Source organism: Zwartia vadi, from assembly GCF_030410375.1.
Taxonomy (GTDB): domain Bacteria; phylum Pseudomonadota; class Gammaproteobacteria; order Burkholderiales; family Burkholderiaceae_B; genus Zwartia; species Zwartia vadi.
Genome location: NZ_JAUHHE010000002.1, coordinates 208189 through 229462, shown reverse-complemented (window position 1 = coordinate 229462; position 21274 = coordinate 208189). Strand labels below are relative to the sequence as shown.

Below are 21274 nucleotides of genomic sequence, written 5' to 3'. Positions count from 1 at the left end.
CACATCACTAAAATCTAAAATACAAAAATGGGTTGTAAGTCTGACCGACTAATAAGGCGGTTGACGTGATCAACAAGAAGACATCCACTAACAATAAAGACCAGGACTGGGTTGCAGGTCGCCAATGATCAAATCTCAAAGACTTGAAATGGGTTTGCAACCATGTACCTACTGGCATGCACCATAAAATAGCCAAAATTAACCATAACGCATGCGCGCGCAAGTCACTTAGCGTTGTCAATCCGACCAGATCTGAAGAGGTATAACCAAAAAGAACTTGAAAGAAGATGGTGAGTCTTTCAAAATCGGTAAAGTAAAACAATGCCCACCCAAGGGTAACAATCGTCATGAGATAGAAATGGCTGATCGCTACAGGTAAAGCATTGAGCATGCGTTCAATAAATAATCTCTCCAGCGCAATCCAAACGCCAAAATAGAGCCCCCACAGCATGAAATTCCAACTGGCGCCATGCCAAAAACCAGTCAGGGCCCAGACAATGAAAAGGTTGCGGAAAGCCCAGCTTTTATTACCTCCTAGCGGGATATAGACATAATCTCTAAAAAAAGTCCCTAAAGAAATGTGCCAACGCCTCCAAAAGTCCGTCACTGATTTGGCAATGTAGGGGTAGTTAAAGTTTTCTCTGTAGTGAAAACCAAACATCATCCCTAGTCCAATTGCCATGTCTGAATATGCAGAAAAGTCAAAGTAGATTTGTATCGTGAACATGACGAGACCGAGCCAGGCATCTGCTACTGACAATGAAGACAAGTCCGAACCAAGTGTGCGTTGGGCCCACTCACCCGCGACGTTGGCAATAAAGACTTTTTTAAATAAACCAACACAAACGCGATGCAAGCCACGACTAAAGTCACTCCAGGTATGAATGCGATGATTGATTTCATTGGCGATGTGGACATAACGCACGATAGGCCCCGCCACAAGCTGATGAAACAGGCTGACATAAAGTAGAAAATCTAAAAACCGTCTTTGCGCCCTCACCTCGCCTCGATACACATCGACAACATAAGACAAAATTTGAAAAGTGTAAAAAGAGATGCCAATAGGAAGAGCAAAGCCTGGTGTATCGAGGCCCGTGATGAATGCGTAATTAATGTTCTCAACAATAAAATCGCTGTACTTAAAAATCCCCAGCAAACAGAGATTTGATAAAACAGCAACAAACACTGCGATTTTCTTCCAACGCATCGTTTGACAACGCTCGACCCAAAGACCGACTAACCAACCCACAGCCGAACTCACCACAAGCAATCCAACCCATACAGGCTCTCCCCAGCCATAAAAAAAGAAACTTGAGGCGATTAAAATAAGGTTTTGTGCTTGCGTAGCGTGGCCAGCACTGATCTCATCGCCATTTTGCCGGCGACGACCAATCCTTGACCCAATCAAATAGTAGATAATGAGGCTGACTGGTAAAAACAGATATAAAAAGACCAGTGAGGAAAAAACCATGGCAGCCCGATGTCGACCTCAACGCTGTGGCCTATCAATCCAAAGCAAGGCGTCTGTTTTTTTGTTAATAATTAGTAACCAGAATTTTAACTATTATTAGTTATCATTGAAGAGTTTTAGTCGTTTTTTTAGCTAGTGCATCTTTTACAGTAATTTTTTGTTGCAAATGCGTCAATGACGCAGGGAACTTATGAGTATTATCGAAAATCGGAAAGCCTTCCACGACTACACCATCGAGGAGCGGTTCGAGGCAGGACTCGTGCTTCAGGGCTGGGAAGTTAAGGCTATCCGTGCGGGTCGCGCACAGCTTAAGGAAAGCTATGTCGTTGTTTTGGATGGCGCGCTTTGGCTTCTGGGTATGCATGTCAGCCCCTTGCACTCGGCATCGACTCACATCCATCCGGATGCAATGCGCACGCGCAAGCTGTTACTCAAGGCCGAGGAAATCAGCAAACTGATCGGTAAAGTTGAACAGCGCGGTTATGCCTTAGTGCCAATCAATCTTCATTTTAAAAACGGTCGAATCAAACTTGATTTTGGACTTGGAAAAGGCAAAAAGCTGCATGACAAACGCGATGCAGCTCAAGAGAAAGACTGGGCCCGGGAGAAAGAGCGTCTGATGAAGCACGACACACGCTCTCGCGACTGATGTCACCATTCCAGTCTGCAAAGCACTAAGCAAACTGCATTGTCATCAGCCGTTAAATGCAATCGTTGTAATTAAGAGGCGAGTTTTTTCCAAGTCTCGACGACGGTATCAGGGTTGAGGGACATTGACAAGATACCCTCTTCTTTCAACCAAATCGCGAAATCGGCATAGTCACTTGGCCCCTGACCGCATATACCGACATACTTACCAGCCTTTAAGCAAGCCTGAATCGCACGTCTCAGCATAAATTTCACTGCATCGTCACGTTCATCAAAGTCAGTTGCCAGCAACTCCATCCCGGAGTCACGATCCAGTCCGAGCGTAAGCTGAGTCATGTCATTCGAACCAATCGAAAATCCATCAAAATGTTCCAGGAATTGTTCGGCTAGGATTGCGTTTGATGGCACTTCGCACATCATGATGATGCGCAACCCATTTTCACCACGGACTAAACCGTGTGAAGCCAACAATTGAATCACTCTCTCAGCCTGCTTGACGGTGCGCACAAAGGGCACCATTATTTCCACATTCGTCAGGCCCATTTCATCGCGTACACGCTTAAGGGCTTCGCACTCCATTTTGAAGCATTCGGCAAAATCAGCGGAAATATAACGTGAAGCACCTCGAAAGCCCAACATTGGATTCTCTTCTTCGGGCTCGTAGCGCGAACCACCGACGAGTTTGCGATATTCGTTTGATTTGAAATCAGACAGTCGAACAATCACAGACTTTGGATAGAACGCCGCACCAATAGTCGCAATGCCGTCAGCCAATTTTTCTACAAAAAACGCGCGGGGGCTCGCATGTCCTCGCGCTGCGGATTCGACTGCGATTTTGAGCTCGGCATCCACATTGGGATAATCCAAAACAGCCTTGGGATGAATGCCGATATTGTTATTAATGATGAACTCAAGACGTGCCAGGCCGACACCATGATTAGGGATTTGGGAAAAATCGAAGGCTAACTGAGGATTCCCCACGTTCATCATGACCTTAAGCCCAACTTCAGGCATCGCACCTCGACGAACTTCCTCTATTTCTGTTTCGATCAGACCATCATAGATTCTGCCTTCATCGCCCTCGGCACAAGAAACCGTTACTTGCTGACCTTCTTTGAGTCGATCGGTCGCATCCGCACATCCTACTACAGCGGGAATACCGAGTTCGCGAGCAATAATTGCCGCATGACATGTCCGGCCACCACGATTGGTCACGATGGCTGAAGCACGTTTCATGACTGGCTCCCAGTTGGGATCAGTCATGTCCGTGACGAGCACGTCACCAGGCTGGACCTTATCCATTTCAGAAAGATCACTCACCACTCGCACAGGACCTGAGCCGATTTTCTGTCCGATGGCACGACCTGTGACAATCACTTCACCGGTCGCTTTGAGTTTGTAACGTTGTTGAACGTCGCCATTACTTTCTTGAGATTTCACGGTCTCAGGTCTGGCTTGCAAAATATAAATCTTTCCATCAATACCGTCACGGCCCCACTCAATGTCCATGGGACGTTGATAGTGCTTTTCAATAATGACGGCGTAGCGCGCGAGCTCGATGACTTCGTTATCAGTCAAAGAGAAGCGATTACGCTCGGATACTGGAACATCAACCGTACGGACCGCTTTACCCTCTGTTCGCGCGGGATCGAATTCCATTTTGAGTAGTTTGGAACCGATCCGACGATTGACAATTGGATAGTGTCCCGATGCAAGCGTGGGTTTAAACACATAAAACTCATCAGGATTGACCGCACCCTGAACAACAGTTTCTCCTAAGCCATAGGAGGAGGTAATAAAGACAACATCCTCAAAACCAGACTCCGTATCAAGGGTAAACATGACACCTGCACTACCCTTGTCTGAACGCACCATACGCTGAATACCCGCGGACAACGCTACGTCAGCATGCGCAAAACCTTTGTGCACGCGGTATGAAATCGCGCGATCGTTATAAAGCGAGGCGAATACATGACGGATTTTGTCGATCACATCATCGAAGCCAACCACGTTCAGGAAAGTTTCCTGCTGGCCGGCGAAGGAGGCATCAGGCAAGTCCTCAGCCGTCGCGGATGAACGGACCGCAAAGGAGCCCTTTCCGTCTGCATCCAGGGCGATAAAAGCTCTCTTGATGTCCTGATGAAGCTGATCAGGTAGAGGAGCCTCGACAATCCACTGGCGAATCTGTGCACCCGCCAAAGCAAGCTCACGGACATCATCAGGATTGAGGGTTGAAAGACGCTCGGCGATACGCTTATCCAGACCCGTTCCGGACAGAAAGTCACGGAAGGCCTGCGCAGTGGTGGCAAAGCCACCAGGTACCCGCACACCAGCATCAGAAAGCTGGCTGATCATTTCGCCTAAAGAAGCGTTCTTACCTCCAACAGAGTCAACATCCGACATGCGGAGCTGCTCGAAAGAAACGACATATGACATGAAAGTCACCCTTTACAATGTGAGAAAGCGAGTTTGGTTAAGGCATTGACCTCAGCGAAGCCTCAAAGTAAAAAAGATGAGGCGTGTGATGAGATACAAGCGCACTAACCAAACTGGCCTTGGCCGTTTTGGGGTGACCATTCAACTAAACAATTGCTGCGCTGCATTATACTACTCAAGCTAACGATTTCGGATCAATTTCATGACCATACCCGCCACCGAACGCACAGTTTTCATCATCTCTGACGGTACGGGAATTACGGCGGAAACCTTCAGCCACTCAGTTTTATCTCAGTTTGAGTCTGTCACTTTTCGACAAGTCCGGGTCCCATTTATTGATACCGTCGAAAAAGCGGATACCGTTGTTCAACGGATCAATCGCTGCGCAGCCGACCAAGGCACTCCACCGATTGTTTTTACAACTCTTGTCAACCCTGACGTTTTGGCGAGGGTCAAGCTTGCCCATGCTCTGTTTCTAGATTTGTTTGGCGCTTTTGTCGAACCTCTCGAACAAAATTTGGGGATGAAATCAAGTCACTCAATCGGCAAGTCTCACAAGGCTGTCAGCTCGACACAATATCGAAATCGAATCGAAGCAATCAATTTCAGCCTTGCGCATGATGATGGTCAATTTGTATCAGGATTGGCACAAGCTGATGTGATTTTGGTAGGTGTTTCTAGATGTGGAAAGACACCGACTAGTCTTTATTTAGCGATGCAATATGGCGTTAAAGCAGCCAATTTCCCATTAATTCCTGAGGATTTTGACCGGGGAGCCTTGCCATCAACACTCATGCCCTTTCGGTCAAAGCTTTTTGGACTAACTATTCAACCCGAACGACTGATGGAGGTCAGGCACGAACGCCGTCCGGATAGCTTATATGCGTCTTTACCTCAATGCCGCCATGAGGTTGCGGAGGCAGAGCGACTGATGAGAAGAGAGTCTATCCCCATGCTGTCGACGACAACCAAATCAATCGAAGAAATTTCGACAACCGTGCTACAGGAAGTCGGACTAGACCGACACTCTGCATATTAAAAAAGATGTTGTCGTCTCTGCTCAAAGAGACACACTGCCGAAGCAACGGTGACATTTAAAGATTCCACTGCTTGATCATGCATGATTTTGACACGCAAATCTGCACGTGACATCAAGTCGGGTGCGACACCTTGCCCTTCATTGCCAAAGACCCAAGCTGCATGTTTGGGCAAAACTGTTTGATAGAGATCACTCGCGCGCTCAAGAGTTGTAACGATTAAAGGCACACTCAAGGCGGTCGTCAACGACAATAAGTCAATATGTTCATGTAACTTCAAAACGAAATGCGCACCTTGTGCGCTTCGCAATACCTTTGGAGACCACAAGCCGGCTGTTCCACTTGAAGCAAATACTCGTTTAATCCCAGCTGCCGCACATGTACGCAAAATCGCGCCCACGTTGCCGGGGTCTTGCAATCTATCCAACAGGACAACATTTTCAGCAATCTTCTCAGGAATAGGATGAATAGCCGGCTGTGCGACAAACAAGACCCCTTGATCAGTATCCACGCTTGAAAGATTGCCAAGTAAAGAACCTGACATCGTGAGACACACATCCGGATTTAACTTGTCGATCAAGGCTGTCAGATGAGGCTGACCGATTCTATCGATGTCGAAAATCGCATGATTGGGCTGTCTACCAAGATCCAGCCAGGACTGACAGAGATTGACCCCTTCTAGCAGCACGGGTTCATCACGACGTCCGGCACTGGACTGCCATTTAAAAAGCTGCTTATAAAGAGGATTAGCGCGTGACTCGATGTGTTTCATCATGATTCCAAACAGGCGCGCACCGGTGCAAAACTGCGCCTGTGTACTGGACTCGGGCCATATTGCTTGAGTCGTGCCATATGAAGTGCTGTACCGTAGCCTTTATGTTGATCAAAAGCATACTGGGGGTATAGTAAATGTAAGCGTTGCAGGTCATGATCGCGCGCTGTTTTAGCCAAAATGGATGCCGCAGAAATAGCAGGCACCAAAGCATCGCCTTTAACGATTGTTTGCACTCGACAGCCCAGGCGTGGGGACTGGTTACCATCCACCCAGACGAGTTCAGGTTTGACTGAAAGCCCCTCTACCGCTCGTTTCATTGCAAGAAGAGTGGCCTGCAAAATATTCAATTCATCAATTTCAGCAACTGTCGCGACTGCGATAGACCAAGATAAAGCACGCGTTTTAATCGCTTGGGCAAAATATTCGCGTTTCTTTTCTGACAAAGTCTTTGAGTCAGCCAAACCTTCGATTGTGTCATGAGGGTCAAGTATGACAGCGGCCGCATAAACATCTCCCGCAAGCGGTCCTCTGCCCGCTTCATCTACACCGGCAACACTAGACGCCTGATCATCAGAGCAATCAAACAATCCAGGTTGAGCAAGTGAATGCCTAGCTTTAGCCATTGCGAACAACATATTCTATTGCCTGCGCCACACGAGCAGGGGTATCACAACGAAGGGTATGGTGCATTTCAGTGAACCGGTTTCGAATCGTTTCACAACGACGCTCATCGCCGAGCAAAGCTGAAAGTTCACGCGCAAGGTTCTCAGGTGTTGCATCGTCTTGAATCAACTCGGGTACAGCAAAGTCATTGAGCAAGACATTTGGCAACCCTACCCAGGGTAAATAAGGTCTTTGCTGTCCGGATTTCCAAGCCATAATTTTTCTAACCAAAGGTGAAACTGCATAAGAAATCACCATTGGTTTTTTAAAAAGAGCCGTCTCAAGTGTTGCAGTGCCACTTGCGACAAGTGCGATATCACAAGCCTCCAGTACAGACCAGGCAATCGGATCAGAGGCACCAACAATGCATTTTGGCGCAAGAATCGTATGCAGATTCTCGACTGGAAACTGTTTTAGGAACACTCCGAACTCGCGCGCGCGTTGTTCATTTACCATCGGAACAACAAATTGCAAAGCAGGATCTTGTTTTTGTAAACGTTGAGCGGCTTGCAGAAAACGTGGTGCAATCAACTTGATCTCAGAGGCACGACTGCCGGGTAAAACCGCAATGATTCGAGCCGTAGGATCTAGACCCAATCGAACTCTGGCAGCTTGTTGATCAGGTTTGATTGCGATCGCATCCGCCATAGGGTGACCGACATACGTGACAGGAATACCTTCCTTTTTATAAATTGCTTCTTCAAAAGGAAATAACACCAGCATATGCGAGACAGCTTCACGAATGTAATGGATACGCTCATAACGCCAAGCCCAAATGGAAGGCCCGACAAAGTGAACTGTTGGAACCCCAGCGCGACGCAAACGGTGCTCTAGACGCAAATTAAAGTCTGGAGCATCTACCCCCAAAAAGACTGCCGGAGGCTGACGTAACCAGCGATTTTTTACGTCTCTGTAAATATTGATTAGTGAAGGCAAACGCTTGATCGCATCAACATAACCAAATACGCTCAATGCGTGCATAGGGTGCCACACTTCAAGCCCCTCTGCTGCCAAATGAGGACCGCCAATTCCTTCTGGACGTACCTGTGGGTCAGCCAGTTTCAGGCCTGCTAAGGCCCTTGCGGCGATTAAGTCCCCGGAAGGCTCGCCGGCAATGAGCCCTAGGCGCCAAGTCATGGTCGGATGATGCCTCGCTTGCTCGCTTCGATAAAGTCCAGCAAAGGTTGAAGCGCGGCAGCCACGCCAGGCTCTTGCTGTTGACGCTGACGCAACTCTGCGCAGGCATCACTCAAGGATAAGCCGCGACGATAAATGATTTTGTAGGCATCGCGCAGTGCAGAGATAGACTCTTGGCTAAAACCACGACGCTTGAGCCCTTCGACGTTGATGCCAACGGGCACGCATGGATTACCGGAACCCATGACGTAGGGCGGAATATCCATATGCAGAGCACTTTGACCGCCCGTCATGCTATGTGCTCCAATTTTTCCAAACTGATGCACAGCTGCCAATCCACCAACAATTGCCCAATCACCGATGTGTACGTGACCTCCCATCTGAACGCCATTGGCTAGAATGGTTTGACTGCCGATCTGACAATCATGCGCAACATGCACATAGGCCATGATCCAATTATCAGAACCAAGGCGTGTCACACCAACGTCCTGAACTGTTCCCGTATTAATGGTGACATATTCACGCACCATGTTGCGGTCACCCATTTCTAGACGGGTTGGCTCGCCTGCATATTTTTTGTCCTGTGGCATGCCGCCAACTGAACAAAAACGATAGAAGTGATTGCTTTCACCAATGACGGTATGACCGTCGATGACGCAATGTGGTCCCACAATAGAATGCGCACCAATTTTGACATTAGGTCCGATGATGGAATATGCACCGACCGACACTGATTCGTGCAACTGTGCCTGGGGGTCGATGAGAGCGGTTGGATGAATCAACGCAGTCATTTATTTTTCCATAGGTCTGATGGCACACATCAGTTTGGCTTCGGCAACCTCTTGTCCATCGACAAAAGCATGCCCTTGGTATTTGCAAATTGTTCGCCCTAGACGTTCGGCAACAACCTCGATGTGCAATTGATCTCCAGGCAAAACAGGTTTGCGAAAACGCGCGCCATCAATGCCGACAAAGTAGTACAAAATTTCTTCATCTTTCGGTTTGAGCCCGGTTTCATCAGCAAACGAAAAAATTGCCGCTGCCTGGGCCATTGCTTCGAGAATCAGTACACCGGGCATCACAGGGTGATGAGGAAAATGTCCCATAAAAAAAGGTTCATTAATGGAAACATTTTTCAAGGCCTTGATGGATTTGCCGGGGACCATGTCAATGACACGATCAATCAAGAGCATGGGATATCGATGCGGAAGTCTGTCGAGAATACTTTTAATATCAAGTTGCATAACTTATCCTAGATGCTTCATGAATGTAAAACCAAAACGGCAAAGCTTATTAAAGGTCCCGAGCCATCAGCAAAGCGGGTTGCAATTTATCTATCTATTCGCGCTCAAGCGCCCTCACCCGTTTGCGTAAACTAGAAAGCTGAGTAATCACTGCAGCATTGCGTTGCCACTCTTTATGTTCTGTAAAGGGATACACACCCGTATAACGACCAGGTTGATCGATGCTGGCAATCACACCCGTTCCGCCTGAGATGTGCACATCATCACCAATCAGCAAATGACCAGATATTCCTGCCATGCCGCCTATTGTGCAGCGAGAACCTATCACTGTGGAGCCCGCAATCCCTACGCAAGCAGCAATCGCTGTATGCGCACCAATTTGACAGTTGTGTCCGATCATCACGTGGTTATCTATTTTGACACCATCACCAACAACCGTATTATCCAGGGCGCCACGGTCAATCGTAGTGTTCGCACCAATTTCAACATCATGACCGATCAACACGACACCTAATTGGGGAATTTTTCCCCAGGCACCCTTTGACAAACTGGGATCTGGAGCAAAACCAAAGCCGTCCGCACCCAGCACTGCGCCGCTATGGATAATTGCACGGTCGCCGACTTTCACGCCATAGTAAATCGTCACGCGTGGATAAAGTATAGAAGATGCGCCAATTGAAACATCATCACCGATTACGCAGCCAGCACCAATTTGTGTCATGGCTCCAATCGAGCAACGGGCACCAATCACTGCGTGTGGTCCAATCAGGGCACTTGGCGCAATCGTTGCTGTGGGGTCGACGATTGCCGTTGGATGGATCCCGGGATCAAATGCAGGCTGTCTTGCCCATTCGAACCACTGTGAAATACGCGCATAAAGCAAGTATGGATGCTTGCAAACGATCCGTGCAAATTGAGGCGCAGGAACAGCCTTCGCAAGCGCTTCTTCAATTTCGGGCAGCACAATCACTGCACAGGCACGGGTGCGCGACAAGTGCTCAAGATATTTCGGATGAACAATAAATGAGATCTCTAGCTCATTGGCATTGGCCAAAGATCCCAGACCAGCGATGCGTGGGTCTTCATTGCACTCAGCTCCCGGAACCACGCCCTGAACTAACCCGCCAGGGACAGCGCGTAATAGCTCAGATAAGACAGGTGCCCGGGTTGGGTCTAACAGGACGGGCATGAACCGGTCTTGTTATTTAGCACCCAACGCTTGAATTACTTTATCAGTAATATCAACGCGTGGATTAACTGTCACTGCATCCTGCAGAATCATGTCGTAATTGTCTTTTTCTGCAATACGCTTGATCGCAGTATTTGCGCGTTCAATGATGGTTGCAAACTCTTCATTGCGGCGGCGGTTGAAATCCTCTTGAAGTTCGCGACGCTTGCGTTGCAAATCGGCGTCGATATTGGCAAGTTCGCGTTGACGCTTATTACGGTCTGACTCAGACAAAACAGGTGCGTCTTTTTCGAATTTCTGGGCTGCTGTACGAAGATTATTACCCAAACGCTGGATCTCTTCTTCACGCTTTTTGAATTCTGATTCAATTTTGGTTTGAGCGGCCTTGGCTGGCGCAGAATCTCTCAGAATCCGCTCAGTATTCACAAAACCGATCTTGGTGCCTTGCGCGTGAGAAACGCTACCAAAAGCAAACACAAAAGTCAGGCAGGATAAGGCAAGCATCCACGCCATGGATCTTTTGGAAAATCCGGTAAAAGCATTGCGCAGTTGAAATGGGGAAACAGTGGATGAAGCCATTATTTAATTCTCACGATAAACGAAATTACAGATTGGTATTGTGCCACTAAACGATACTAAATAATATTTTAGAACCCTGTGCCGATTTGAAATTGAAAAATCTGAGTATTGTCACCGGGCTTTGCATTAAGCGGTTTGGCAAAAGAAAGTTGGAGCGGTCCCAAGGGCGAAATCCATGACAAGCCGATACCAGCCGAATAGCGTAATTGACCAAAATCAATCGCCGTGTCATTGCCCAAGCCATCTGTGCCGTAGACCTGACCGCCATCGGCAAAAGCAAACCAGCGTAATGAACGATCCTGTTGGCTACCGGGGAACGGCAAATAAAACTGAACGTTACCGACAACCCGCTTTGAGCCACCCAAATAAGTACCTGTCAGCGGATCAGTCGGACCCAGAGAGTTTTGCGAATAGCCTCTCACAGTTCCGATACCGCCGGCGTACACGTTTTTAATGATTGGATAAGGAAGATTCGTCTTATAACTATTACCGTAATCAAACATTCCGTTAAACGCAAGAGTGTAGTCGCGGCCGATCGGAAGATAAGTTTGGTACTGAGCACCAAACATATAGTAGTCGAGACTGCCCGTACCCACATCGACCTTGAGTCGAGTAAACGAACCTTTTGTTGGACTTAGTGCGCTATCACGGTTATCTTTGGACCAACCTAAGTTCAGAATGGCAGCTGTCGTTGTTTCACCGTAATCTCTGACATATTCGCGATAAGCAATCGGAGAGTTGTCATACAAGCCGATAGAGTTACGCTCAAGGCTCACGCCAGTGAAAATTCTGTCGAACTCGGTAATCGGAACGCCGAAGTTCAAGCCTAAACCACCCGTTGTGACTTTGTAATTACCAGGGTTGTTCGAATAAGGCGTGACAGTCCTGTAATACAGTGAGGTCGTGCGGCTAATACCATCATTTGTAAAATACGGATCAGTATGAGCCAAGACAACGGTTCGATTTGACGCACTCGTATTGAGATTCAGCGTCAAGTTGGTACCGCTTCCGAAGACGTTTTCCTCAGAGATACCGGCAGAAAGAATCACGCCATCAACCTGACCATAACCCACACCAAGGTTGAGCATACCTGTAGGCTTTTCTTCAACTGTCAAATTAACGTCGACTTGGTCAGGTGAACCAGGGACTGGCTCTGTACCAACTTTCACGTCTTTGAAGTAACCCACACGATCCAGACGATCTCTGGACAATTTAATTTTGCCGGAGTCATACCAAGCGGCTTCGGGTTGTCGCACCTCTCGACGAATGACCTCGTCTTTTGAGCGATGGTTGCCAGTAATCTGAACACGACGAACGTAGACACGACGGCTCGGATCAACATAAAAAGTCACTTCAGCAGTTTGATTTTCCCGATTCAGAACAGGGTTTGGATTCACGTTGGCAAACGCATAGCCAAGGCCACCGAGAAAGTCGGTAATACCCTTGGCCGTGGCATTCGTTTTTGCACCTGAAAATACTTGTCCGGCTTTGAGTTGGACAAGCTCATTGATCTCTTGATTAAGACCCAGCAGATCACCGGCCAACTTAACATCAGATACGGTGTAAGGCTTGCCCTCTGAAATAGTGAGGGTGATAAAAATATCTTTCCGATCACCAGAGATCGTGACCTGAGGAGGCTCAATTTTGAATTCAAGATAGCCGCGATCAAGATAGAAAGACTTGATCGCCTCAATATCACGCTCGAGCTTTTCACGTGAATATTTATCGGTGTCGGTATACCAAGTCAACCAGCCAGGAGTCGTCAACGACATGAGGTCGCGTAATCTGCTCTGTGTAAATGCCGTATTACCGACTATGTTGATCTCTCGGATGCGGGAAACACCGCCTTCGAAAAGATCAAAATTAATCCCGACGCGATTGCGCGGCAAGGGTGTGACAGTTGGAGAAATCTCGACGGCGTATTTTCCTTTGTTGAGATAAGCCTGACGCAACTCAAACTGGGCCTGCTCGAGCATGGATTGGTCAAATACGCGCCCCTGGGCAAAACCAACTTGCTTGAGATTTCCGATAATGGTATCGGGCTCAAACTCTTTCATGCCAGTAAACGTGATAGCAGCGATTGTTGGGCGTTCCTGAACAGAGACAACCACAACACGATTTGCGGTCTGGATACGAACATCCGCATACAATCCGGTCGCGTAAAGTCTACGAATCGACTCCGTTGCAAGCTCTTCAGTAAATTTCTGACCAACTTTTACAGGCAACTGTGAAAAGATAGAACCAGGATCCGTGCGTTGCATGCCCTCAACACGAATATCACTCACGATAAAGGGCTGGAAAGCTTGTGCCCCAAACGGGATCAACAAAGATGCCATCAACAGCGCCTGGAACAAGGTGTGCGTCAACGCGCGCAAACCTTTGTTGAACAGATATGGCAAACGAGCGAGCATCCCAGGTAATCCTTAAATATCTTGTGTATCGGTCAAACGCAAGCTGCAAAAAAAAGCTGCGATGAGTGGATTTTAAGTCAGAACTGCCTTAGCTGAAAATGCGCAGCAAATCATTAAATAGTGCGAGAACCATCAGACCTCCAAGCAAGGAAATCCCAACCCTTTGCCCCCACTCCATCACTAAAGCAGAAGGTGGTTTTCCACGCACCATCTCGATCAGATAATACAGTAGATGCCCCCCATCCAACATAGGAATTGGCAGGAGATTCAATATCCCAAGACTGACACTAACCAATGCCAAAAAGGCAACGTAAGCCGCCCAGCCGATTTTGGCAGTTTGTCCTGCATAGTCCGCGATAGTAACGGGGCCACTGATATTTTTTAGAGAAACCTCTCCAGTCAACATGCGGCCCATCATCTTGAGAGAAAACCATGCAGTATCAAAGGTTTTGACGGTTCCATTGATCAAGCTTTCAAACAATCCATACCGTACATTCACCATTGCAACATCAGCACCGAGTTGTATGCCAGCGCGGCCAACCGTTTGACCGTTTTCAAGGGTATGCGCATTGGGTATCAAGGCAAACTTTAGAGCTTGCCCATTGCGTAGCACCTCTATATCAACCTCTCGTCCGGCGTGTTGTTGAATCGTTTTGATTAAAGTGCCAGTATCGGGACGATTGATTGCATTGATGCGGATGATTTGATCGCCTGTTTCGAGCCCTGCGCGCTGCGCGACACTGCCTTCAACAAGCCCCCTAACAAAAGGCGGCCCACTCGCCAAACTTAATCCTAAGTCACGCATAGGATCCGCTTGAGAAGGATCTCCAACAGATGGCAACAACATAGTTCGAGTCAGTTGCGCACCACCCTGTTCGATAGTGAGTTGGACTTCACCGCCATCGGCCAGGCGTTGCAATAAGTTCCAGCGAACTTGGGGCCATGAGGCAACCGGAGTTTGATTGATAGCAACAAGCTTGTCCCCAGCCTGAAGTCCGGCTTGGGCGGCAGGAGTGCTCGCTGCAGGTTGAGCCAAAATTGCCTCAGGCTCTTGCGTGCCAACAAAATTCAGACCAGCATACAGAAGCGCGGCAAGAATCAAATTGAATAAGGGGCCGGCGGCAACAATGGCGAAGCGCTTAGAGACAGGTTGGGATTGAAAACTTGTGCCCCTCGGATCAACAACGGATTTGCCAGCAGACATTGAGTCTGCAGAGGTTGACGTAGCTGTAGAAGCCGAGCTCGTTGAAAAAGAAGATGAAGCTGCATCAGTAGGCGACAAGTCGTCTTGATCCAGCATTTTGACGTAACCGCCCAAAGGAATGGCAGACAACGCCCATTCAGTTCCGTTTTTATCCACGCGTTTGATTAAGACTTTTCCAAACCCAACGGAAAAACGCAACACGCGGACACCGCACCAGCGTGCGACCCAATAATGGCCGAGCTCATGAAAAGTAATGAGTATGCCCAGTGTGACAAAAAAGGAAAGAAGCGTTGTAAGCATACACCCAGCTAAAAATTAAGTTAAATCCTAACTCATTGAATGTGTGACAGTGCTTGTAGGTCTATCTTGGCAAGAATTGTTCTATGTGACGACGTGTTTCCGAATCAAGAGCCATCACATCATCAAGAGAATTCAAAGAGCGGTCTGTCAGACCCGCTTGCCAGTTCAACATTGTATCGATGATGGAGGCGATTGAGGTATAACGGAGCTTTCCATTCAGGAATGCGGCAACGGCGACTTCATTTGCGGCATTCAGAGTAATACAGGCACCTTGGCCGCTACGCAACGCATCAAACGAAAGTTTCAGGCATGGAAACTGAATGAGGTCAGGCTGCTCAAAATCAAGTCTGCCTGCCTGGGCAAGGTCAAGTAATCCGACACCGGAGGCAATACGCTCAGGAAAACCCAAACCATAAGCAATGGGCGTACGCATATCAGGCTGACCCAACTGCGCAATAACTGAGCCGTCTTCATATTCAACCATGGAGTGCACCACGCTTTGGGGATGGATCACTACATGAATACGATCAGCCGGCATGGCAAAGAGCCAGTGTGCTTCGATGACCTCCAACCCTTTGTTGAGCATTGTGGCGGAATCAACAGATATCTTTCTACCCATGCTCCAGTTTGGGTGAGCACAGGCTTGCTCTGGCGTGACATGCTCAAGCTCGCTCCAAAGCCTTGTTCGAAATGGGCCGCCAGATGCTGTCAAAACTAATCTTCTGACACCTTGAGTAGGTCCTGTCGGTGCACTGGCTCGACCGTCATGTGGTAAACATTGAAAAATGGCATTGTGTTCGCTATCAATCGGTAGAAGCTCCGCGCCACTTTGCCTCACAGCGGCCATAAACAAAGAGCCCGCAGCAACTAAGGCCTCTTTATTGGCAAGTAGCACGCGCTTGCCCGCCTGGGCAGCTGAGAGTGCGGCAGGAAGTCCTGCAGCACCAACAATAGCAGCCATCACAATGTCTGTTTGCGTATCGGCAGCAGTGTCAGCGAGAGCTTGAGGCCCTACACGCACTTCGGGTAACTTTTCACCTGGTTGCCAGCAGTCCTTGAACACACGTGCTGTATCATGGGTCGGTACGATGACGACTTGTGCCTTGGTTGCCCGAGCCTGTTGTGCAAGCTCTTCAATACGAGTGTGCGCGGATAAAGCGTACACGACGAAACGATCTGGGTGTCGCGCAATGACATCAAGAGTGTTCAGTCCAATAGAACCAGTTGAACCCAAAATTGTGACGCGTGACGGGTTCAAAGCTGAATACCTCCAGTAAGCATGTAGGCAAGAGGAACGACTGCAACGACAGCGTCAATACGATCATAAACACCACCATGACCGGGTAATAAGGCGCTTGAGTCTTTTACTCCAGCTCTGCGTTTAAGCAAGGATTCGAACAGGTCACCGGATATTGAAAATACCGCCATGACAATTGATAACACAACAGCAGCAGTCAGTCCCCATTTGTTGACAAGATCCGCGCCAAAACTAGAAGGCCATTGGGACGAGGCAATTATCCAAATCACAACACCCAAAATACCGGCAAGCGCGCCCTCGCGCGTTTTGCCTGGACTGATAGCGGGAGCAAGTTTGCGACGACCCAAAGCGCGACCAACAAAATATGCGGCAATGTCAGCGACCCAGATCACAACCAAAAGCGAAACCACATACACGACCCCGTGCGTACGGTAGAGCTCAGCTAACGCTCCCCAGGTCGCAAATAACGTCACGAATGCAAATCCGCTCCAAAGAAACGGCGCGACGGGAGTGGTGACTTGGGCTCGAAATAATGCAATGCTCACCGCACAAAGCCACAAAATAACGCTGAGCAAGACACAGATTTGAACGATTGCCGTGCTAGATGAGCCTAGCGTCACCCAGACATATGCCTGGATTAGGCTCACCAGAAAAAGAATAACACCAAGGAAAACCGGGATGCGTGATTGATGTCCCAAAGTCAGTCTTGTCCACTCCCAGCCAGCCAACCCGCAAGTCAAGGCTAAAAAGACTAGAAAAGGCCATTCGGAAGTCACGGAAAGAACGCCCGCCAGCACAAGAAACAAGACGATTGCGGTGAGGATGCGCTGTTTGAGCATAACAATCAGCTCGAAGGAACGGTTTGGAGTTGGGCGCTTGTCCGTCCAAAGCGGCGTTCACGATTGCGATACCACTCAAATGCCTTTTTCAACTCATCGGGGTCAAAGTCGGGCCAATAGCAATCAGTAAAAAACAACTCTGTGTAAGCAAGTTGCCAGATTAAAAAGTTAGAAATACGCTGTTCTCCGCCTGTTCGAATAAACAAATCAGGTTCAGGAGCCCAAGCCATGGAAAGATATTCGGATAACGCTAACTCATCGATTTGCTCGGGTTGCGAGGCAAGCTCGGGTTTAGCCCGCATCATCTTTCGCATCGCCTGCAAAATATCCCAGCGTCCGCCATAGTTGGCGGCGATTGTCAGATGGAGTTGGTCATTGTGAGCAGTGTTAGCCTGAGCCTGAGCAATCAGCTCCTGAAGCTTGGGCTCAAACGCAGAAAGATCCCCTATCACACGCAGACGGACGCCCTGCTCCTGCAAGCGTGAGACCTCTCGCTCAAGCGCCTGAACAAACAAACGCATCAATAAGGATACTTCGTCAGCGGGGCGGCGCCAGTTCTCTGAGCTAAAGGCAAAGAGCGTCAGGTATTTCACTCCCAACTTTCCACAGGTTTCCACAGTGGAGCGAACGGATTGAACACCTCTTGCATGCCCCGCAGTGCGGGGCAACAGACGCTTGGCTGCCCAACGACCGTTACCATCCATGATGATAGCAACATGCTTTGGAATTGCAGTCGTGACGGGTATATCAAGAGTTGAGCTAAGAGCCATAAGTTTGACGGATCAAACCGTCATGATCTCAGCTTCTTTCTGCGCGATCATTTTATCGATTTCAACCACGCAGCGATCCGTGAGCTTTTGTACAACGTCTTGTGCGCGACGCTCATCGTCTTCAGAAATTTCCTTTTCTTTGACAAGCTTTTTGAAGGCTTCATTTGCATCGCGACGAAGGTTGCGAATCGCAATTTTGGCGTCCTCACCCTCAGACTTAACCACTTTGTTTAAGTCACGACGGCGCTCTTCGGTCAAGGCAGGCATGGGCACGCGAATGCTATCGCCCATTCCCACTGGATTCAAACCGAGGTCAGAGTCGCGAATGGCTTTCTCAACGGCTGCACCCAGGTTTTTTTCCCAGACTGACACGCTGAGCGTACGCGCATCCATCAATGTGACGTTGGCAACCTGACTGATCGGAACAGGAGAGCCATAATACTCAACTTGCACGTGGTCCAAAATGCCTGTGTGGGCACGACCTGTACGAATCTTGGCAAGGTTTGCCTTCAGGGTTTCAATAGACTTCCCCATACGGCTCTCTGCAGATTTTTGAATGTCCGCGATACTCATTTCATTTCCTTTAGACGTGAACGAGGGTACCCTCGTCCTCACCACTCACGGCACGCCTGAGCGCACCAGGCTTATTGATTGAAAACACTTTGATGGGTAGTTTTTGATCACGACACAGAGCAAATGCCGTTGCATCCATGATTTCAAGTCTTTTCACGATCACTTCGTCAAAACTTATGCGTGTATAGCGAGTCGCTGCGGGATCTTTATTTGGATCCGCACTATAAATGCCGTCAACTTTAGTGGCTTTCAGTACGACCTCGGCACCAATTTCAGCTCCGCGCAACGCAGCAGCCGTATCAGTCGTAAAGAAAGGATTGCCTGTGCCTGCGGCAAAGATCACAACCTTGCCTTCTTCGAGGTAACGTAAAGCTTTGGGTCGGATGTAGGGTTCGACGACTTGTTCGATGTTGAGAGCAGACTGAACGCGAGCATCAACACCGCGGTGTTTTAGGGCGTCTTGAAGGGCAAGCGCGTTCATGACCGTTGCCATCATACCCATGTAGTCAGCCGTTGCACGATCCATACCTTGTGCACCGGGCGCGACACCGCGAAAGATGTTGCCTCCTCCGATCACAATGGCAAGTTGGACGCCCATAGCGGCGACCTCTGCCACCTCATCGGTCATGCGCATGATCGTGGCGCGATTAATGCCAAAGGCATCATCTCCCATCAATGCTTCGCCAGACAGTTTGAGAAGGACTCGTTTATGCATTCTGCTGGTCATAGTGGGAATTAATCCGGAGTATTAAACACAAACAAAATTGTAAGCGAAAGCCGGGCGGCCAATCATGCGCCGCCCGGCTTTGGGTACAAAAAATTATGCGTTACCGGCAGCCGCTGCGGCTACTTCGGCAGCAAAGTCACTCGTCTTCTTTTCAATGCCCTCGCCTACCACAAACAGGGAAAACCCTGAAATCGCAGAAGATTTCTCTTTAAGCATTTGGGCAACAGTCTGTTTGTCGTTTTTAACAAAAGGCTGTGAAAGCAAAGCGACTTCTTTGAGGTATTTCTGGACAGCACCTTCGACCATTTTCTCGACAATCTCAGCAGGCTTGCCTGACTCAGCAGCCTTTTGACGGGCAACTGAACGTTCTGTTTCTTTATCAGCCTCAGAAACACCGGTTTCATCTACCGCACGTGGCTTGGTCGCGGCGATATGCATGGCCAAATCTTTGCCAACTTCGTCTGCACCAGAAAACTCTACCAACACCCCAATTTTCCCGCTATGCACATAGCTTGCGAGTTTGTTAGGTGTTTCGTAGCGCTGAAAACGGCGAATCGAAATGTTTTCACCAATCTTACCAATCAGTGCAGTGCGCACGCTATCAACAGTACCATCAGCCATCGGAGCGGTTGACAATGCTGCAACGTCAGCAACACCTTCGGAGGCTACGAGCTTTGCCAGATTGGCTACAAAAGCAACGAAATCGTCGTTTTTAGCTACAAAGTCGGTCTCGCAATTCACCTCAATCACAGCACCTTTTTTAGCATCGGGAGAAATGTACAGCCCGATCAGTCCTTCCGCCGTGACGCGGCTCGCTGCCTTGCTGGCTTTGCTGCCGAGCTTGACTCGCAGAATTTCCTCAGCACGGGCCATATCGCCAGCGGCTTCAGTCAGGGCTTTCTTGCACTCCATCATTGGTGCGTCGGTTTTTTCGCGCAACTCTTTGACCATTGCGGCGGTAATTTCAGCCATGTTTGCTCCAGTATTAATAAAAGCACCCTGAACCGTTTGGTCAGGGTGTGTCAATCATGCGCCCGCAATTTGACGGGCGATCACAACGATTAGGCTTTAGCCTGGTCGACTTCTACAAACTCTTCGCCCTGTGTGAGTTCTTCGACCAAACCATTGACGTTGTCGCCACGCCCTGCGATCACAGCATCCGCAACACCAGAGGCGTAGAGCGCAATAGCTTTAGCGGAGTCGTCATTACCAGGAATGATAAAGTCGATGCCATCAGGCGAGTGGTTAGTGTCAACCACAGCAACAACTGGGATGCCCAAGGCGTTAGCCTCTGCAACAGCAATTTTGTGATAACCAACGTCAATCATGAAAATCGCGTCTGGCAAACCATTCATATCCTTGATGCCGCCAATCGACTTATTCAGTTTGTCGAGTTCGCGCTGGAACATGAGGCCTTCTTTTTTAGTCATGCGCTCGGTTGCGCCTTCGGCGATCATGACTTCCATGTCTTTGAGGCGCTTGATTGAGCTCTTAACTGTTTTAAAGTTAGTCAACATGCCACCGAGCCAACGACTATCAACGAAAGGCATCCCAGCGCGTGCGGCTTCCGCAGCAACGAGTTCGCGCGCTGCACGCTTGGTGCCAACGAACAAGACCGTACCGCCCTTCGCAGCAACCTGACGCAAGAACTTGGTTGCATCTTGGTAGTTTGCAACAGTCTTTTCGAGGTTGATGATGTGAATTTTGTTGCGATGACCAAAAATATAAGGGGCCATCTTGGGATTCCAGTAACGGGTCTGGTGACCAAAGTGCACGCCCGCTTCCAGCATTTCACGCATTAAAGACATAATAAAACTCCGAGGGTTGGGTCTAGCACCATGTCTGCACCTGATAAACAAGCACCCTGGTGACATGGCACGCGATTTTTACCTGACAATGTCCCATTAGATGTGGGACATCGCGTTCAGTGGGGTCACAGATAAGGACAATCGACCACTACAAAACTAGGTAAGCCTATAATTCTACTATCTTTCACTACATTTACTCAAGTCA

Annotated in this window: 20 protein-coding genes; 2 read left to right on the top strand and 18 right to left on the bottom strand. The window is 48.7% G+C overall.

The window, feature by feature from the left end:
- Positions 1-7: 7 nt before the first annotated feature.
- Complete coding sequence (locus tag QWY27_RS02745; protein ID WP_290194464.1) at positions 8-1471, bottom strand: MBOAT family O-acyltransferase; 1464 nt, start codon at positions 1469-1471, stop codon at positions 8-10.
- 190 nt (positions 1472-1661) lie between these two features.
- Here QWY27_RS02745 and smpB point away from each other — a divergent pair, with 190 nt between their 5' ends.
- Positions 1662-2120 carry an SsrA-binding protein SmpB gene (gene smpB / locus QWY27_RS02740; RefSeq protein ID WP_290194462.1) on the top strand — a complete coding sequence of 153 codons (459 nt, stop codon included), beginning with the start codon at positions 1662-1664 and terminating at the stop codon, positions 2118-2120.
- A 71-nt stretch (positions 2121-2191) separates the two neighbouring features.
- On the opposite strand, the gene ppsA is transcribed toward smpB, so the two are convergent.
- Positions 2192-4555, bottom strand: coding sequence for a phosphoenolpyruvate synthase (ppsA, locus tag QWY27_RS02735; RefSeq protein WP_290194460.1), 2364 nt, complete (start codon positions 4553-4555; stop codon positions 2192-2194).
- Positions 4556-4757: 202 nt separating this feature from the next.
- On the opposite strand from ppsA, the gene ppsR reads away from it, so the two are divergent.
- Positions 4758-5594, top strand: coding sequence for a posphoenolpyruvate synthetase regulatory kinase/phosphorylase PpsR (gene ppsR / locus QWY27_RS02730; RefSeq protein WP_290194458.1), 837 nt, complete (start codon positions 4758-4760; stop codon positions 5592-5594).
- Here the strand turns inward: ppsR and QWY27_RS02725 are convergent.
- The 16 genes from QWY27_RS02725 to rpsB form a co-directional block, all read right to left on the bottom strand.
- Positions 5591-6367 carry a TrmH family RNA methyltransferase gene (locus tag QWY27_RS02725; RefSeq protein ID WP_353958758.1) on the bottom strand — a complete coding sequence of 259 codons (777 nt, stop codon included), beginning with the start codon at positions 6365-6367 and terminating at the stop codon, positions 5591-5593. The two genes, ppsR and QWY27_RS02725, sit on opposite strands and share 4 nt — an antisense overlap.
- Positions 6364-6990 (bottom strand): ribonuclease HII, encoded by a 627-nt coding sequence (gene rnhB / locus QWY27_RS02720; protein WP_290194457.1) that lies wholly within the window; start codon positions 6988-6990, stop codon positions 6364-6366. The genes QWY27_RS02725 and rnhB overlap by 4 nt, the downstream gene beginning before the upstream one ends.
- Positions 6983-8167 carry a lipid-A-disaccharide synthase gene (gene lpxB, locus QWY27_RS02715; RefSeq protein ID WP_290194456.1) on the bottom strand — a complete coding sequence of 395 codons (1185 nt, stop codon included), beginning with the start codon at positions 8165-8167 and terminating at the stop codon, positions 6983-6985. Before lpxB ends, rnhB begins: the two co-directional genes overlap by 8 nt.
- On the bottom strand, positions 8164-8958 hold the full coding sequence (gene lpxA, locus QWY27_RS02710; protein ID WP_290194455.1) for an acyl-ACP--UDP-N-acetylglucosamine O-acyltransferase: 795 nt from the start codon (positions 8956-8958) through the stop codon (positions 8164-8166). The genes lpxB and lpxA overlap by 4 nt, the downstream gene beginning before the upstream one ends.
- Positions 8959-9411 carry a 3-hydroxyacyl-ACP dehydratase FabZ gene (gene fabZ, locus QWY27_RS02705; RefSeq protein WP_290194454.1) on the bottom strand — a complete coding sequence of 151 codons (453 nt, stop codon included), beginning with the start codon at positions 9409-9411 and terminating at the stop codon, positions 8959-8961.
- A 94-nt stretch (positions 9412-9505) separates the two neighbouring features.
- The gene (gene lpxD / locus QWY27_RS02700; RefSeq protein WP_290194453.1) at positions 9506-10600 is read right to left on the bottom strand and encodes a UDP-3-O-(3-hydroxymyristoyl)glucosamine N-acyltransferase; all 1095 of its coding nucleotides are present in this window, start codon (positions 10598-10600) and stop codon (positions 9506-9508) included.
- Between the two features lie 12 nt (positions 10601-10612).
- A complete protein-coding gene (locus QWY27_RS02695; RefSeq protein WP_290194595.1) occupies positions 10613-11104 on the bottom strand; it encodes an OmpH/Skp family outer membrane protein in 492 nt (163 codons plus the stop codon).
- Positions 11105-11247: 143 nt separating this feature from the next.
- Entirely contained in the window at positions 11248-13515 is a 2268-nt protein-coding gene (gene bamA / locus QWY27_RS02690; protein WP_290194593.1) for an outer membrane protein assembly factor BamA, read from the bottom strand.
- 163 nt (positions 13516-13678) lie between these two features.
- The gene (rseP, locus tag QWY27_RS02685) at positions 13679-15094 is read right to left on the bottom strand and encodes an RIP metalloprotease RseP (protein ID WP_290194452.1); all 1416 of its coding nucleotides are present in this window, start codon (positions 15092-15094) and stop codon (positions 13679-13681) included.
- A 61-nt stretch (positions 15095-15155) separates the two neighbouring features.
- The gene (locus QWY27_RS02680; protein WP_290194451.1) at positions 15156-16352 is read right to left on the bottom strand and encodes a 1-deoxy-D-xylulose-5-phosphate reductoisomerase; all 1197 of its coding nucleotides are present in this window, start codon (positions 16350-16352) and stop codon (positions 15156-15158) included.
- Positions 16349-17191 (bottom strand): phosphatidate cytidylyltransferase, encoded by an 843-nt coding sequence (locus tag QWY27_RS02675; RefSeq protein WP_290194450.1) that lies wholly within the window; start codon positions 17189-17191, stop codon positions 16349-16351. Before QWY27_RS02675 ends, QWY27_RS02680 begins: the two co-directional genes overlap by 4 nt.
- A 5-nt stretch (positions 17192-17196) precedes the next feature.
- Complete coding sequence (uppS, locus tag QWY27_RS02670) at positions 17197-17961, bottom strand: undecaprenyl pyrophosphate synthase (protein ID WP_290194449.1); 765 nt, start codon at positions 17959-17961, stop codon at positions 17197-17199.
- A 12-nt stretch (positions 17962-17973) separates the two neighbouring features.
- Positions 17974-18534: a ribosome recycling factor gene (gene frr / locus QWY27_RS02665; protein WP_290194448.1), complete on the bottom strand. Its 561-nt coding sequence runs from the start codon at positions 18532-18534 to the stop codon at positions 17974-17976.
- 10 nt (positions 18535-18544) lie between these two features.
- A complete protein-coding gene (pyrH, locus tag QWY27_RS02660; protein WP_290194447.1) occupies positions 18545-19261 on the bottom strand; it encodes a UMP kinase in 717 nt (238 codons plus the stop codon).
- A 93-nt stretch (positions 19262-19354) separates the two neighbouring features.
- Positions 19355-20233: a translation elongation factor Ts gene (tsf, locus tag QWY27_RS02655; protein ID WP_290194446.1), complete on the bottom strand. Its 879-nt coding sequence runs from the start codon at positions 20231-20233 to the stop codon at positions 19355-19357.
- Positions 20234-20322: 89 nt separating this feature from the next.
- On the bottom strand, positions 20323-21069 hold the full coding sequence (rpsB, locus tag QWY27_RS02650; RefSeq protein ID WP_290194445.1) for a 30S ribosomal protein S2: 747 nt from the start codon (positions 21067-21069) through the stop codon (positions 20323-20325).
- Positions 21070-21274: the final 205 nt, after the last annotated feature.